This window comes from Nonlabens sp. SCSIO 43208, from assembly GCF_050703575.1.
GTDB classification, from domain to species: Bacteria; Bacteroidota; Bacteroidia; order Flavobacteriales; family Flavobacteriaceae; genus Nonlabens; species Nonlabens tegetincola.
Map to the genome: position 1 here is coordinate 1,633,379 of NZ_CP065365.1, position 15,051 is coordinate 1,648,429.

Below are 15,051 nucleotides of genomic sequence, written 5' to 3' on the forward strand. Positions count from 1 at the left end.
AAGTGGACGATTGTAACCCTTTACAATTATTTCATGAATGGCTAGTTACCGCTCGGGATCATCCACATGTTCCCGAGTGTAATGCCATGAGATTAACAACTATAAGTAACGACCTTGAAATCAGTAATCGAGTAGTGCTTCTAAAAGAATACGATTGGAAAGGTCTTACTTTTTTTACTAATTACAACAGTAATAAGGCTATGGATTTAATATCTAATCCTAATTGTAGCTTGGAGTTCAATTGGCCTAATATCTCTAGGAGGATTATTGTAAAAGGTCTAGCCTCTCAAACAGAAAGTGAAATTTCTGACAACTATTTTTTCAGAAGACCTAGAGAAAGTCAATTAGGTGCATTGGCTAGTAACCAAAGTGCTATTATCTCCTCAAGAAAACGTTTACTTGATAATCTTAATAAGGTTACTCAAATGAATGCAAATAAAGATGTTGAGCGTCCAAGCCATTGGGGTGGAATTACTATCCGACCAAAGGAATTTATATTCATTACTTCCTTAAAGAGTAGGATACAAAAAAGCGAAATTTACAAGGTTGACCCTAATCACGTTTGGTCAAAAATAGATGAGTGGTGTTACAATTAAAATCCTTTACTCAATTTTAAGAGAGCGTTTTTATCGGTAATTTTAATACGCTTACCATCGGTAATAATCCAGTCCTCCTTTTTAAAACTAGTCAAGGTACGTATACAAGCTTCTTTGGCAGTACCAACTACGTTAGCAATATCTTCTCTGGTTAGAGTCATAGAAATGTAGCCTTCTTGATCAATTCCAAAATTTTTCTCTAAGTACATTAATGTTTCTGCAATGCGCTGCTTCACCGATTTTTGCGCCATATTTACAATTACATCATCAGCAAACTTCAAATCATCGGCCATTTGAATAAGAACAGCTTTTGTAAACTTTGGGTTGCGATTTATATTATTGATTAAATGTGTTTTTGGAATGTAGCACATTTCCATGTCATTTAATGCAACAGCACTTAAATTGGCCGATTCCTCGGTAATAACCGATCGCTGTCCTAATACTTCACCCTTAGTAGCAATTTTTACAATTTGGTCCTTACCGTTCTCACTAGTCTTGGACAATTTAGAAACACCATTTCTTACACAGAAAACGCCGTGTAGTCGCTCACCTTCAGCAAATATGACTTCACCTTTTTTAATAGATTTAGTTACTTTACTGTCACTTATTTCTTTGAGCTGTTCCTTTGATAAAGCCTTGAGAGAGTTAAGCTGTCTTATTACACAATTCTCACAACGACTTTCTTTATGATGATTCATATTATACTTGATCAAACAATGTGTAAAATTAATAAAACATCTACTAATGTTCAATTAAATAAAAACCAGCCGTACTTTACTTGAACAACATAACAGTAATTAAAAGTTTTTATTTACCCAAGTCTGGACGATCTTCATAGAAATCTTCAAAAGTTTTATCAGTCTCATAATCATCGGTCAAAATTTTATATACCATAGTAAGTAATAATAGTTGACCAATTAAGGTACCTGTAAAAATCCATTTAAAGGAAGTACCTAGTTGACTAGAAACGGTGAGGATTACTAATACTGCCGTCACCAAATAAACCCAAAATAGTGCATTAGTTTTCATAGAATTTTTATTTTAAAATACTGAAATACAGTTTTTTAATTACTAATCATTTCATAATTTATTGTTCTAGGGTGACAAAAGTCACCGTTTTATTGCTTGTCTTGTGCTCACCTTTGTCCCAGGTATAAGCAATTTTAAGAACTAGATAAATGGAAAAATGTTTCCACTGTGGTGATCCGTGTATTACGGGTGCTATTGAACATGATCACAAGGTATTTTGTTGTCATGGTTGTAAGACGGTTTATGATATTTTGAATGAAAACAATTTATCCTATTACTACGATCTTGAACAACATCCAGGAGTGAGTCCGAGAGATTTTGAAGGAAAATTTGATTTTTTAGAAAATCAGGATATTGTTAATTCCATTTTAGAGTTTAATGAACAAGATACACAAATTGTACAGCTCCTTATCCCTTCTATGCATTGCAGTAGTTGCATTTGGGTACTGGAACATTTGCATAAAATCAACCCAGCTGTTACACAATCTCAGGTTAATTTTCCTGAAAAAACGGTAAGGATAGTTTATCAACCAGAGCATCTTAATTTAAAATCTTTGGTAATACTATTATCTAATCTAGGATATGAACCTTACATTTCTCTTGAAGATTCAAAAAAGTCAAAAAAAGTAAAAGACCGCAGTCTGATTTATAAATTAGGTGTAGCTGGATTTGCATTTGGCAATATAATGTTCTTGTCCTTTCCTGAGTATTTTGAAGTCAATGAATACTGGCTAGATCAATTTAAACACGTATTTAGATGGTTGATGCTTGCTTTTTCAATACCTGTAGTGTTTTATAGTGGTGTAGACTACTTCATTTCGGCCTTTAAAGGTGTAAAATCAAGGATTTTAAATATAGACGTGCCTATCGCGATAGGGATAAGTGTACTTTTCTTAAGGTCACTTATAGAAATTATAATGGATTGGGGTACGGGCTTTCTGGATAGTCTTGCAGGACTTGTCTTTTTTCTTTTGTTAGGTAAATTTTTTCAACAAAAAACCTATGCCTATCTTTCGTTTGAACGTGATTACAAAAGCTATTTCCCTATTGGTGTTACAAAGATTGTAAAACCTCGGGAATGTGAAGAATTACGCTTTCGCGAAAGCGAGATCAACAACACAATAAATCAACCTAACAAAAGTAACCTAGACTGCGAGGTACAAACGCCAGTTTATGAATTACAACCTGGTGATAGAATTCTGATTAGGAATGGGGAACTTATCCCTGTGGATGCTATTCTGATAAAGGGAAAGGCGCTTATAGATTATAGTTTTGTAACTGGCGAGGCACAGCCAGTGCCTAAACAATCAGGAGATAAAATTTATGCAGGTGGTAGGCAGGAATCTGGCTTGCTTGAGCTAGAGGTGATTAAAGGAGTCGAGCAATCATATTTGACTCAATTATGGTCTAACGAAATTTTTAAAGGAGAGGATAGTACACGGTTACAATCTATAACCGACCGAATAAGTAAAAGATTTACGATCGGTATTTTAAGTGTAGCGATCATTGCTGCTTTATTCTGGTTGTTTTATGACAGTAGTATGGCGCTTAATGTTTTTACAGCGGTGCTTATAGTAGCTTGTCCTTGTGCCATTGCACTTGCCGCTCCTTTTACATTAGGTAATGTATTACGATTTTATGGTAAGGTAAAGCTATATCTTAAAAACAGTCATGTTATAGAAAAGATGTCTGAGTTAGATACCATAATCTTTGACAAAACGGGTACTTTAACCAGCGCTTCTAAAAATACAGTTCATTATGAGGGAATTGCACTGGATGATATGGAAAAACAATTATTGTCCAGTACTCTTAAGGCATCAAACCATCCCTTGAGTAGATCCTTATATAAAATTTTACAGGAGAATAACATTCAAACGTTAGACACTTTTCAAGAACATGTAGGACAAGGAATTACTGGTTCCATTGCCTCTCAAACTATTAAAATAGGATCGGCGCGATATGTTGGTATTGATTCTTCAAATTCAATTGATGAAAGTGGCAGTAAAGAGACGGCAGTTCATATAGCAACAGATTATTCTTATAAAGGATGCTACATTTTTCAAACAGAATATCGCCCTGGAATGGCTGAAACTTTAAAAGAACTTGAGAAATCATATCAAATTGTGGTTTTATCTGGTGATAATGAAGGTGAATTACAGGCTTTGAAAAAAATACTACCAGAAAGTACTCGCTTTTTATTTAATCAAAGGCCTGATGATAAAATGCGATTTGTAAAAGAATTACAAAATAATGGTAGCAAAGTAATGATGATAGGAGATGGTTTAAATGATGCAGGAGCTCTTAAACAAAGTGATGTGGGTATTGCCATATCTGAAAATGTAAATGTTTTTTCTCCTGCATGTGATGGTATCATCGATGCTTCACAATTTCATTTTTTACCTCAGTATTTACAACTAGCTAAGAAGGCAAGATCTATTATTTCATACGCTTTTATCTTTTCATTACTCTATAATCTTATAGGCTTAGGTTTTGCTGTAACCGGTCATTTGAAACCAGTTATTGCTGCTATTTTAATGCCTTTGAGTTCCATAAGCATTGTGGTGTTTACCACCTTGTTTTCTTATTACGCTTCAAATAAAATCAAACCATAATTAAATTATGAATAACCAATTATCGATACTCGAATCTAAGATACAGGCACTGAGAACACAGTGTTATGTTTCTCGGGAGAAGTCAGACCTTGTTCCTGAATTGGATCAGCTGTCTTCCCAATATTTTTTGCTGCAACAAGAACTACTTCAAATAAAAAACTCATTGCTACTCCAAGAAGATGTCACAATGTTAAACCAATGGACCAAACTGCGCTATGAAACTCAACTTATAGCTATGTATGCATTTGTTTAAAACAACAAAAAAAGATAGGTATTAAGTGACAAAAGTCACCATTTCAAGGTGGCATCTAGATCTAATTTTACCGTATAAAATAAGTCAGGTATGAACATCATTTATTTATTACTAGCCATAAGCGTGGTTGTTGCTATAGGATTTTTTATAGCCTTTGTGATCTCTGTACGCAGCGGTCAATATGACGACACGTACACACCATCAGTTCGCATGTTGTTTGATGATGAAGATGTGCTTCAAGACTAAAATGTAATTTTTAAAACCACTAATTAATTCAAGTATGGAACTGCAACAATTTTACTACGATAACAAGATTGTACGCAAATTTATAGTCGCAACTCTAGTTTGGGGTGTCGTAGGTATGAGTGTAGGGTTATTACTCGCATTCATGTTCATTTTTCCTAATGTAACCGATGGTATTTCATGGCTAAGCTTCGGTCGTTTAAGGCCTCTTCACACCAATGCAGTGATATTTGCATTTGTAGGTAATGCAATTTATGCAGGTGTTTATTACTCTACCCAACGACTGCTAAAGGCTCGTATGTGGAGTGATTTTTTAAGTAATTTCAATTTTTGGGGATGGCAACTTATTATTGTTGCAGCGGCTATAACCTTACCATTAGGTTATACAAGTTCCAAAGAATATGCCGAGTTGGAATGGCCTATAGATATTGCAATTGCAATTGTGTGGGTAGCTTTTGGAGCAAATCTTATAGGAACTATACTTAAAAGAAGGCAACGACATTTGTATGTAGCTATTTGGTTTTATCTAGCAACATTTGTTACCGTTGCGGTACTTCATATTGTTAATAGCATGGAGCTGCCTGTAACCTTTTTAAAGAGTTATTCAGCCTATGCAGGTGTTCAGGATGCGCTAGTTCAATGGTGGTATGGTCATAATGCAGTTGCTTTTTTCTTAACTACACCTTTCTTAGGACTTATGTATTATTTTGTTCCTAAAGCAGCCAATAGACCAGTGTATTCATACAGGTTGTCCATAGTCCACTTTTGGTCTTTGATTTTCATCTACATATGGGCTGGTCCTCACCATCTGTTATATTCTGCACTACCAGATTGGGCGCAAAATTTAGGAGTAGCTTTTTCAGTAATGTTGATCGCTCCATCATGGGGTGGAATGATAAACGGACTGCTTACGTTACGCGGTGCATGGGATAAAGTGCGCACTAGTCCAGTACTTAAATTTATGGTGGTAGCTATCACAGGATATGGTATGGCCACATTTGAAGGACCTATGTTATCGCTTAAAAACGTTAATGCTATTGCCCATTTTACCGATTGGATTGTAGCTCACGTACACGTAGGAGCTTTGGCCTGGAACGGTTTCCTAACCTTCGGTATGATATATTGGTTAGTGCCTAAACTGTTCAAAACAAAATTGTGGTCTAATAAATTAGCAAATGTTCATTTTTGGATAGGTACATTAGGAATCATGCTTTACGCATTACCCATGTATGTGGCTGGATTTGTACAGGCTTTTATGTGGAAACAATTTAATCCAGACGGTACCTTAGTTTACGGTAATTTCCTAGAGACTGTAAATGAAATTATGCCTATGTACTGGATGCGTGCTATAGGAGGAAGTTTATATATAGTAGGTGCGTTAGTAGGAGTCTATAATGTGATTATGACAGCTCGTTCTGGTAAAAAAGTTACCGATGAACTTGCAGAAGCTGCTGCTCTACCTGCTGTAACCTCTAGTAGAACTGCCAAAGAAGGATATCACACTTGGTTAGAAAGAAGACCAGTCAAATTGACTATATACGCTACAATAGCAATTTTAATTGGTGGTGCAGTCCAAATTATACCTTCCTTACTGGTTGATGATTATGTTCCAACTATCTCGAGTGTAAAACCATATACACCTCTTGAGCTAGAAGGTCGTGATATATACATACGAGAAGGTTGTAATAATTGTCACTCTCAAATGGTACGTCCTTTCCGTAGTGAAGTTGAGCGATATGGAGAGTATGCTAAGGCTGGTGAATTTGTATATGATCACCCATTCCTTTGGGGTAGTAAACGTACAGGTCCTGATTTGCTTAGGATAGGAGGAAAATATAACGATAATTGGCACTTTAATCACATGTATGATCCTCAAAGTACATCAGATGGTTCCATAATGCCAGCTTATAAATGGTTAATCACATCAAAACTTGACAAATCAAATACCGAGGCTAAAATGGAAGCCATGATTTCACTAGGCGTTCCCTATACACAGGATGATGTAGATCGAGCTCAAGAATGGATGGACGAACAAGGTAGTCAAATACAAAGTAACCTATCTGAAGATCCAGATTTCTTAAAAACTTACCAGGCAGATAAAACTAGAAAGCAACAACAAGGTGAGGAATTTGTAGAAATTAAAGATCGAGAGATAACCGCTCTTATTGCTTATTTACAGCGATTAGGGACTGATATAAAAGTCATAAGTAACGCAGCGCAAACTGCATCAAATTAATAAGTCATGCTCAAGTTTGTAAAACAAAATTTAGAACAGATTGATGGGGTAAGTATTTATCCCATGATCTCCTTACTCATATTCTTCGTCTTTTTTGTAGCACTCTTCTTTTGGGTAGCAACAGCAAAAAAGCAACACATTGAAGAGGTGAGTAACATACCCTTAGATGATTCTTTAACTACAAATATTAATAAACAATGAGAACCTTATCATCCTATATAAGAGTTGGTGTTTTTGCAGTCGTTGCATCAGGCTTGCTCATGTTTGTAGCTTCACCAGACCAACCATTATCAGCATTTGAAAAAGTATGGTTTTGGCCGCTGGTTGCACTTTTGATAATACTTATGATCGCCGGTGAGGCCAGTATTTCAACTTTAAAAGCGGTCCTATACAACACCCTTGATAAAGAAGCAAAAGAGCGCTATGACCTTGCCGAAAAAACACGTAAGGAAAATCAATTTGCTAGAATAAAAAGAGTGTATAAAAAATCTCTAGATAGCAAACCTATTGAAAGCGAGCACGAGATTGTACTCGATCATAATTACGACGGTATACAAGAATTAGATAACAACTTACCACCATGGTGGCTTTACATGTTTTATGCAACTATCATTTTTGGTGTAGTTTACTTGGCGCGATTCCATGTATTTAATGAGTATGACCAAGCATCAGAGTTTGAAACTGAAATGGAAATTGCTCGAGCACAAGTAGAAGAATGGAAAAAAACGGCTAAAGATCTAGTAGATGTAAACACAGTTACATTATTGACCGACGCAAGTGATTTAAACGCTGGTAAGGAAATTTTTAATCAAAACTGTGCTGCATGTCACAAGGTTGATGGTGGTGGTGGAATAGGTCCCAATTTAACAGATTCCTACTGGATACTTGGTGGTGGCATAAAAAATATTTTCAATACCATTTCAGAAGGTGGTCGTAGTGGCAAAGGAATGGTGCCATGGAAGACTGAACTTAAGCCAGCACAAATTGCTCAAGTAGCCAGTTATGTCATGCAGTTTGAGGGAACCACACCAGCCGAACCTAAAGAACCTCAAGGAGAAATATGGAACAATCCTGATGCTCCTGATAAAATGATAATTGAAAATCCAGACAAAACGATAGTAACCGATAGTTTACAAAATAGTGTAGTAACTAATTCAAAATTTAATTAGGAAGTTTCCCAAAGTCCTTGGGACTTTGGGTCGGGCTTTCGACTATATCTCTTGCTACCACAAGAGGATGCCGTCTCAATCCCTAACTCAAAAGTATCCTAGTTCTTACGAATAAAATAAATAGTATGAAATCGCCAGAAGCTGAAGTTTTTAGAGACAGTATAAGCACCGTTACCCAAGACGGGAAACGCGCATGGATATTTCCTAAAAAACCTTCTGGTAGGTATTACAATTGGCGTAAGATTGTAAGCTATTTTCTGCTTACGATATTATTTATTTCTCCTTTTATCAAGATAAATGGTAATCAGTTTATCATGATAAATGTTCTTGAAAGAAGGTTTAATATTTTTGGTCAACCATTCTGGCCTCAAGATTTTCACCTAGTAGTCATAAGTATGCTTATAGGTGTTTTATTTGTGGTGTTTTTCACTGTAGCCTATGGTCGTATTTTTTGCGGTTGGATATGTCCTCAAACCATTTTTATGGAAATGGTATTTAGAAGGATTGAATACTGGATTGAAGGCGATCGTGGTAAGCAAATTCGACTGAAAAAAGCTCCATGGGATGCCGAAAAAATTAAGAAAAGAGTCATTAAATGGATTGTCTTCTTTATTATTTCGTTCTTAATAGCTAATGTTTTTTTAGCTTATTTGATAGGTAGTGATCAATTGCTTAAGTATGTGATTGATGGACCCAAGTACCACCTAAGCACATTTATTTCATTATTAATTTTTACAGCAGTTTTTTACTTTGTCTTTGCTTGGTTTAGAGAGCAAGTATGTGTTATAGCGTGTCCTTACGGTAGATTACAAGGAGTTTTATTGGATAATAAATCTATAGTAGTAGCTTATGACTATAAGCGAGGTGAAAAAGAAAAAGGGCGAGCAAAGTTTAAAAAATCAGAAAATCGTGAAGCCAGTGGTAAAGGAGATTGTATTGATTGTGCACAGTGTGTTCATGTTTGTCCGACTGGTATCGATATAAGAAATGGTACACAGCTGGAATGTGTCAATTGTACCGCATGTATCGATGCCTGTGATAGTATAATGGAAAAGGTGGGATTGCCTAAAGGTCTCATACGCTATGCAAGTGAGGAAAATATAGAGAAAAAAACAAAATTTGAATTTACTCCTAGGCTTAAAGGTTATAGTGTGGTGCTAGGTGTATTAATTGCGGTGCTAGTCGGTATGTTGTTTTTACGTAATGATATTGAGGCTAGAATCCTACGTCTACCTGGTCAATTGTATGAGCATAAAGAAGGTAGTAATATAAGTAATGTTTTTACCTACAAATTAGTGAATAAAACCACTCAAAATATTGAGGATGTTAGCTTTAAGTTATTATCGCATGACGGTTTTATAAAAGTGGTGAATGATGAGGTTAATGTACCAGCGCAAGAGCTCGCAGAAGGGACATTGTTTATTGAAATTGACTCAAACTTACTTAAAGAAGAAAAAGATAAAGTTGAAATAGGTATTTACAGTGGTTCACATTTAATTGAAACTACAACAACTACCTTTTTGGGACCTAGAAGTTTTAATTAAAAGGCATGAGGGATAGGAGTGAAAATCCCGCAGCTATGGTTATACAATAACTAATAGCGAGGAATTGTAACATATAGCCCGACAGCTACCTAAAGTAGGGTAGCTGGCATGCACAAATAATATAGGAGTTAAAAAGAATAAAATATGAAATGGAATTGGGGAACCGGTATTGTTCTAGGAATGATAGGATTTATTGCCTTTATCATGTTTATGGTAATAACCATGCTTACTGATAGCGATTATGATCACGATCTTGTAACTGAAAATTACTACGCAAAGGAGATGGCATATCAAGATGAAATTGATCAGGAAAAGCGTCTTGAAAGTTTATCCAAAAAAATTAATGGAAAGCGAACCAAGGAAGGTTGGTTAATAGAGTTCCCTGAAGAAATAAACGAGATTAATAGTTCTGGCACAGTGTTTCTATATAGACCGTCCAACCAAAAACTAGATACTCAATTTGATTTGAAATTATCTGGTTCTCACTTGCTCATACCTGATAACAAGCTGGTGGACGGTCGTTGGAACATTACTATTGAATGGACTACTAAAGATAATGATTATCTGTATAAAGAATCTATTTTGTATTAATGATATATACTGCTTTCATACTGGGTCTATTAGGGAGTTTTCACTGTGTAGGAATGTGTGGTCCAATAGCTTTTTTACTGCCATTGGATAGAAAAAGCCGTACTAAAAGGTGGGGACAATTAATCAGTTATCATAGTGGTAGATTGTTCACCTATGCTACGATAGGAATGATGCTTGGGTATATAGGACGTGGTGCTCATTTATTCGGATTTCAGCAATATATTTCTATTGGTGTAGGAATATTAATGATCGCTACTGTGGTATTACCTTCTAAATTTTTACAGAGATTTTCTATAACAAAACCAGTTTATTTACTTATTGGTAAGGTGAAATCTAGTTTATCCCAACAGCTTAAAAAAAGAGGTTATGAAAACTTTTTTATGATGGGTTTTCTTAATGGGTTTTTACCATGTGGCTTAGTTTACATGGCCGTATTTGCTTCTGTTGCTATGAACAGTGTGAGCGCAAGTGGGATCTATATGTTGATGTTTGGTCTAGGAACAATTCCTATGATGACTACGGCTATTTATCTAGGAAATTTTTTAACTGGACAGGTCAAAAAACGGGTAATTAAAATGATCCCTGTGGTTGTTGTAGTGATTGGAGCTTTGTTTGTATTAAGAGGTTTAGGGTTAGATATACCCTATGTTTCACCATCAGAAAATGTAACTGTAGAGCAGGTAAGCTCTCAATATAAATGTCATTAATTTTATAATATTTTACTATGAATATGTATATGCTACCACTTGTGAATTGGACTTATGGAGCTGTAATTATTGGAGTCTTTGTGCTGGTTTGTATAGCTATGGTTGCCATAGTTATGAATTTAGCTAAAGGTGATAAAATGAAATAATATCTTTAAGAAGGTTTTGTTATAGCTTAAATAAAAAACTTAGTTGTCTCACAATTAGGTTTTTTCTATTTTTAGAGATCATTAAAAGATTTATATGAAGCTAAAATTACTTTTCTTTTTCATCACACTAAGTATTACTGCTCACGGTCAAATTCAATTGAATCCAAACCCAGCTGATATAAATAGTGGTACGATAACTATAACTTATGGTGCTCAAGGCGATTATTCATTATTTGACCCTATGGGAGATCCTAACTTGCTGCTTTATACTGGATTAGAAACTGATGGTGTTCCTAGTACTTGGGATTATCATGATGACTTCAGTGACGCGTCTACCTTTGTCGTATTTAATTATGACGCTACTGCAGGCGCTTATGTGGCACAAATTGATATTGCAAACCGCACTTATCAAGAGGAGCCTAATTTAAATTTGACAACAATCCCAACTGGAACACAAGTAAATGATTGGTATTTTTTAATTATAACCACCGACTTATCTAGACAAAGCCCTGATTTGAAAGGGTCAGACTATGGATGGCAACCAAGTACTCTGAGTGAACAGAGTCCAAATATGGCTCAATTTGATGTTAGGGTAGTGGAGGATACCTTTTATTTTTCTAGACCAGATACTTACCGATTATCGACTTATGACCTTACTGGTAAATTGATTGCAGATGAAAAGGTTCTAGTAGGTACTACTTATGAGTTAAAAACCGATCTAGTTTCAGGGATTTATGTTACACGTATAGAGGATTCTAACGGCTTTATAAGAACGTTGAAGCATGTAAGATAGTGATAGCTCGTTTTTTACAGTACATAGACAGCATATTTGATCAACGATACTTCTTAAAAAGGAGGCGACAAAATATCTGGTTAAGGGTTTTACATTATACAGCATACTTGATTTTATTAATTCAAATCTTGTACAATAAACACTTCGAGGTTTATGGACCTTATTACATACTGATTTCTGCAATATTTATTCTGGTTTTTCAAATCATAGTCAAAATAAATAAAGTAAATACAGATAAAGCTGGCTTTAAAAAACCCGAAAAAAAAATAAACCATTTCTCAAAATTTGGATGGTTACTATTCTTGCTTTGTGTCTTTCTATATATTGTTTTATTTAAAGATATAATTGAATTTGGAGTCGATGATTGGCTTGAAAATAATATTTTTTATCTTATTGTAATCTTAATCATTTTAGTTATCGCTAGTTATAAAATTCAAATTGAGGAGCAAGCTATAGTTGCGATAAATGAGAATCAACTTATTTTTAGGAAAAATGATATTGAGTACTTTGATACTATTATTAATTTCAAAGAAATAAGATTGTCTGAGAAATTTGTAGCTGTTACTTCCATTGAAAATAGAGTAGATTATTTATATTTTTTTGATTTTGAAAAGGATTCATTATTGAAGCTTAAAATGTTCTTTAAACATCATATTCCTAGTATTGATGTAAAAATTGTAGAAGAAAAAAACGCGCCCTAAAAAGGCGCGTTTTTCATACTGATTTTAACTGTCTTTATTCTGAATAAATTACAGTGGCATTCTTAATAGCATCGTTAAGATTTGCTTTACTTGCTACATAAGTATTATTCTTATTAAATACTCTATCTGGACGTTCTCCAATAATTATGTATTCCACATCCATAGCTGGAGCATTGAGGTCTATTTGATCTTGTTTTCTTATAGTCTTCCCGTCTAAACTAGTTTCTGTTTTTTCTAGAGACGCAATAACATATAATTTTTTATTGGCAGCACGTACCTCTTTAATTTCTAATTCATGATCATAATCAGACACCTCTGCCTCTACAAGTAATGTACGTTCATTCTTGTCTTCACCAGGCATATCTACGTCAATAACGGGAACTTCAACTTCTTCTTCTTCCATTACTACGACCACTTTAGGAACCTCTACCATTCTAGTTTCTGTCGTTAGATCGACATCTGCCCAGTTAACTTCATACTCTGGTAAATTCCCTGCTTCAGCTTCAACATCAACATCTACTTCGGGTAAACTTCCTTTTTCTGTTTTTTTTACATCGCAACTAGTTAATATGGCTGCACTTATAAAAAATGGTATAAAATATTTTTTCATGATTTTTTTTGATTTAATGTGATTATTAATTTCTGTTTTCTTAATTAAGATTATCTACTTGTTACGATAAACGCGTGTATAACTCCTGGGATAAAAAATATTAGAGTTAATATCAGGTTGATAAGAAAATCTTTGCCAAAACCTTTGGCTAGCCCTACTCCTAATGGTGGGATAAAAATGTTTAAGATGATAGTTAAAATTGACATAGTTTTTGTTTTTGATTCGATTCTAAATTACTATCCCAATATTGATAACATTATTAAAATCTAATCAATTGAAAAACTATTAACTTATTTTGTAATAAATTAACTTAAAAATAGGTAAGGTGATTTTAATTATTAAAGTATTACTGGGATTTCTAATTCAACGTAGTAAAACTTTAATGAGAAATTTTCACAAAAAAACCATCTCAATATGAGATGGTTTAATGATATATGATTTTATATGTTACTAGTTAAATACCGGTATACGAGGATGGCGATATTCCTCTCATCTCTTCCTTAACAGATTCATCTACATTAAGCGTGTCTATAAATTGCGCAATACTCTTACCAGTTATTTTTTCATTGGTTCTAGTAAGTTCTTTTAGTGCTTCATATGGATTAGGATAGGCTTCTCTTCTTAAAATGGTTTGAATAGCTTCAGCAACTACAGCCCAATTGTTTTCAAGATCTTGTGCTATCGCCTGCTCGTTCAATAATAATTTACCTAAACCTTTTAATGTTGCTTGAAAAGCAATTAAAGTATGAGCTAGTGGCATTCCTACATTTCTTAAAACTGTAGAGTCTGTTAAATCTCGCTGCAGTCTAGATACAGGAAGTTTTGCGCTCAAATGTTCAAAAAGTGCATTAGCAATTCCTAGATTACCTTCAGAATTTTCGAAATCAATAGGGTTTACTTTATGAGGCATGGCACTTGAACCTACTTCACCTTTTTTAATCTTTTGCTTAAAATAATCCATGGAAATGTAGGTCCAGATATCACGATCCAGATCTATTAAAATGGTATTAATTCTTTTTAAGGTATCAAAAAGTGAGGCCATATGATCGTAATGCTCTATTTGTGTAGTCGGAAAACTGTGTTTCAATCCTAATCGATTTTCTACAAAGTCTTCACCAAATTTTTGCCAATCAATGTTTGGATAAGCAATGTGATGAGCGTTATAATTTCCAGTAGCACCACCAAATTTTGCCGCGTGCTGCACATGCTCTAGCATGTTAAGTTGTTCTTCTAAACGAACTACATACACATAAAATTCTTTACCTAATCGTGTAGGCGAGGCAGGTTGTCCATGAGTCCTGGCTAGCATTGGAATATCTTTCCACTCAATAGATAAATTATTTAATTTATCCTTAACCTCGTCTAATATAGGTAAGTAAGCATTCTCAACAGCATCTTTAATGGATAATGGAATGGCTGTGTTATTTACATCTTGTGAAGTCAGACCAAAATGTATAAATTCTTTTACATCGCTTAAACTTAATCGATCAAACGCCTTTTTCAAGAAATATTCCACTGCTTTGACATCGTGGTTAGTAACCTTTTCAATGTCTTTTACTTCTTGAGCGTTTTCTTCAGTAAAGTTGCGATATAGATTTTTAAGTTCCTCTTGTGTCGCTTCATCAAGCGGCTGTAGTTGAGGTATTCCGCTTTCGCTTAAAGCGATAAAATATTCTACTTCAACTAGAACTCTATATTTAATAAGAGCATATTCTGAGAAGTAATCGGCTAGTGGTTCAACTTTTGATCGATAACGACCATCTACAGGAGAGATAGCTTGTAAAGCAGTAGGCATAATTTCTGTCTTTAAAGCACGCAAAA

General features: G+C 34.6%; 17 protein-coding genes. 12 read left to right on the forward strand and 5 right to left on the reverse strand.

The window, feature by feature from the left end; genetic code table 11:
* Positions 1-2: 2 nt before the first annotated feature.
* A complete protein-coding gene (gene pdxH, locus I5168_RS07445; RefSeq protein ID WP_431471373.1) occupies positions 3-596 on the forward strand; it encodes a pyridoxamine 5'-phosphate oxidase in 594 nt (197 codons plus the stop codon).
* On the opposite strand, the gene I5168_RS07450 is transcribed toward pdxH, so the two are convergent.
* Both I5168_RS07450 and I5168_RS07455 read right to left on the reverse strand, forming a co-directional pair.
* On the reverse strand, positions 593-1,294 hold the full coding sequence (locus tag I5168_RS07450; protein ID WP_060524360.1) for a Crp/Fnr family transcriptional regulator: 702 nt from the start codon (positions 1,292-1,294) through the stop codon (positions 593-595). The genes pdxH and I5168_RS07450 overlap by 4 nt on opposite strands.
* Before the next feature lie 109 nt (positions 1,295-1,403).
* Positions 1,404-1,625: a hypothetical protein gene (locus I5168_RS07455; RefSeq protein WP_105019397.1), complete on the reverse strand. Its 222-nt coding sequence runs from the start codon at positions 1,623-1,625 to the stop codon at positions 1,404-1,406.
* 149 nt (positions 1,626-1,774) lie between these two features.
* Here I5168_RS07455 and I5168_RS07460 point away from each other — a divergent pair, with 149 nt between their 5' ends.
* The 11 genes from I5168_RS07460 (at position 1,775) to I5168_RS07510 (ending at position 12,620) form a co-directional block, all read left to right on the forward strand.
* On the forward strand, positions 1,775-4,237 hold the full coding sequence (locus I5168_RS07460) for a heavy metal translocating P-type ATPase (protein ID WP_431471374.1): 2,463 nt from the start codon (positions 1,775-1,777) through the stop codon (positions 4,235-4,237).
* Between the two features lie 343 nt (positions 4,238-4,580).
* Positions 4,581-4,736 (forward strand): cbb3-type cytochrome oxidase assembly protein CcoS, encoded by a 156-nt coding sequence (ccoS, locus tag I5168_RS07465; protein WP_082586956.1) that lies wholly within the window; start codon positions 4,581-4,583, stop codon positions 4,734-4,736.
* Between the two features lie 34 nt (positions 4,737-4,770).
* Positions 4,771-6,969 (forward strand): cytochrome-c oxidase, cbb3-type subunit I, encoded by a 2,199-nt coding sequence (gene ccoN / locus I5168_RS07470; RefSeq protein WP_060524368.1) that lies wholly within the window; start codon positions 4,771-4,773, stop codon positions 6,967-6,969.
* A 6-nt stretch (positions 6,970-6,975) separates the two neighbouring features.
* Entirely contained in the window at positions 6,976-7,170 is a 195-nt protein-coding gene (locus I5168_RS07475; RefSeq protein WP_042277839.1) for a CcoQ/FixQ family Cbb3-type cytochrome c oxidase assembly chaperone, read from the forward strand.
* Positions 7,167-8,138 carry a cbb3-type cytochrome c oxidase N-terminal domain-containing protein gene (locus I5168_RS07480; RefSeq protein WP_431471375.1) on the forward strand — a complete coding sequence of 324 codons (972 nt, stop codon included), beginning with the start codon at positions 7,167-7,169 and terminating at the stop codon, positions 8,136-8,138. Before I5168_RS07475 ends, I5168_RS07480 begins: the two co-directional genes overlap by 4 nt.
* A gap of 125 nt (positions 8,139-8,263) precedes the next feature.
* Entirely contained in the window at positions 8,264-9,682 is a 1,419-nt protein-coding gene (gene ccoG, locus I5168_RS07485; protein ID WP_167342303.1) for a cytochrome c oxidase accessory protein CcoG, read from the forward strand.
* 144 nt (positions 9,683-9,826) lie between these two features.
* A complete protein-coding gene (locus I5168_RS07490) occupies positions 9,827-10,273 on the forward strand; it encodes a FixH family protein (RefSeq protein ID WP_085775040.1) in 447 nt (148 codons plus the stop codon).
* Entirely contained in the window at positions 10,273-10,980 is a 708-nt protein-coding gene (locus I5168_RS07495; RefSeq protein WP_105019391.1) for a sulfite exporter TauE/SafE family protein, read from the forward strand. The genes I5168_RS07490 and I5168_RS07495 overlap by 1 nt, the downstream gene beginning before the upstream one ends.
* Positions 10,981-10,997: 17 nt before the next feature.
* On the forward strand, positions 10,998-11,126 hold the full coding sequence (locus tag I5168_RS07500) for a hypothetical protein (protein WP_262496541.1): 129 nt from the start codon (positions 10,998-11,000) through the stop codon (positions 11,124-11,126).
* A 94-nt stretch (positions 11,127-11,220) separates the two neighbouring features.
* On the forward strand, positions 11,221-11,919 hold the full coding sequence (locus tag I5168_RS07505) for a hypothetical protein (RefSeq protein WP_431471376.1): 699 nt from the start codon (positions 11,221-11,223) through the stop codon (positions 11,917-11,919).
* Positions 11,920-12,026: 107 nt separating this feature from the next.
* A complete protein-coding gene (locus I5168_RS07510; RefSeq protein WP_431471377.1) occupies positions 12,027-12,620 on the forward strand; it encodes a hypothetical protein in 594 nt (197 codons plus the stop codon).
* A gap of 34 nt (positions 12,621-12,654) precedes the next feature.
* Here I5168_RS07510 and I5168_RS07515 read toward each other — a convergent pair whose 3' ends face one another.
* The 3 genes from I5168_RS07515 to purB form a co-directional block, all read right to left on the reverse strand.
* Positions 12,655-13,230, reverse strand: a complete 576-nt coding sequence (locus tag I5168_RS07515; RefSeq protein WP_431471378.1) for a hypothetical protein — start codon at positions 13,228-13,230, stop codon at positions 12,655-12,657.
* Positions 13,231-13,280: 50 nt separating this feature from the next.
* The gene (locus I5168_RS07520; RefSeq protein ID WP_082586957.1) at positions 13,281-13,436 is read right to left on the reverse strand and encodes a YqaE/Pmp3 family membrane protein; all 156 of its coding nucleotides are present in this window, start codon (positions 13,434-13,436) and stop codon (positions 13,281-13,283) included.
* 248 nt (positions 13,437-13,684) lie between these two features.
* Complete coding sequence (gene purB / locus I5168_RS07525; protein WP_431471379.1) at positions 13,685-15,025, reverse strand: adenylosuccinate lyase; 1,341 nt, start codon at positions 15,023-15,025, stop codon at positions 13,685-13,687.
* Positions 15,026-15,051 lie beyond the last annotated feature (26 nt).

Bases quoted from the DNA above. Each gene is read 5' to 3' on its own strand.
- I5168_RS07450 (WP_060524360.1), bottom strand. From the start codon at position 1,294: ATGAATCATCATAAAGAAAGTCGTTGTGAGAATTGTGTAATAAGACAG.
- I5168_RS07455 (WP_105019397.1), bottom strand. From the start codon at position 1,625: ATGAAAACTAATGCACTATTTTGGGTTTATTTGGTGACGGCAGTATTA.
- I5168_RS07460 (WP_431471374.1), top strand. From the start codon at position 1,775: ATGGAAAAATGTTTCCACTGTGGTGATCCGTGTATTACGGGTGCTATT.
- ccoS (WP_082586956.1), top strand. From the start codon at position 4,581: ATGAACATCATTTATTTATTACTAGCCATAAGCGTGGTTGTTGCTATA.
- ccoN (WP_060524368.1), top strand. From the start codon at position 4,771: ATGGAACTGCAACAATTTTACTACGATAACAAGATTGTACGCAAATTT.
- I5168_RS07475 (WP_042277839.1), top strand. From the start codon at position 6,976: ATGCTCAAGTTTGTAAAACAAAATTTAGAACAGATTGATGGGGTAAGT.
- I5168_RS07480 (WP_431471375.1), top strand. From the start codon at position 7,167: ATGAGAACCTTATCATCCTATATAAGAGTTGGTGTTTTTGCAGTCGTT.
- ccoG (WP_167342303.1), top strand. From the start codon at position 8,264: ATGAAATCGCCAGAAGCTGAAGTTTTTAGAGACAGTATAAGCACCGTT.
- I5168_RS07490 (WP_085775040.1), top strand. From the start codon at position 9,827: ATGAAATGGAATTGGGGAACCGGTATTGTTCTAGGAATGATAGGATTT.
- I5168_RS07495 (WP_105019391.1), top strand. From the start codon at position 10,273: ATGATATATACTGCTTTCATACTGGGTCTATTAGGGAGTTTTCACTGT.
- I5168_RS07500 (WP_262496541.1), top strand. From the start codon at position 10,998: ATGAATATGTATATGCTACCACTTGTGAATTGGACTTATGGAGCTGTA.
- I5168_RS07505 (WP_431471376.1), top strand. From the start codon at position 11,221: ATGAAGCTAAAATTACTTTTCTTTTTCATCACACTAAGTATTACTGCT.
- I5168_RS07515 (WP_431471378.1), bottom strand. From the start codon at position 13,230: ATGAAAAAATATTTTATACCATTTTTTATAAGTGCAGCCATATTAACT.
- I5168_RS07520 (WP_082586957.1), bottom strand. From the start codon at position 13,436: ATGTCAATTTTAACTATCATCTTAAACATTTTTATCCCACCATTAGGA.
- purB (WP_431471379.1), bottom strand. From the start codon at position 15,025: ATGCCTACTGCTTTACAAGCTATCTCTCCTGTAGATGGTCGTTATCGA.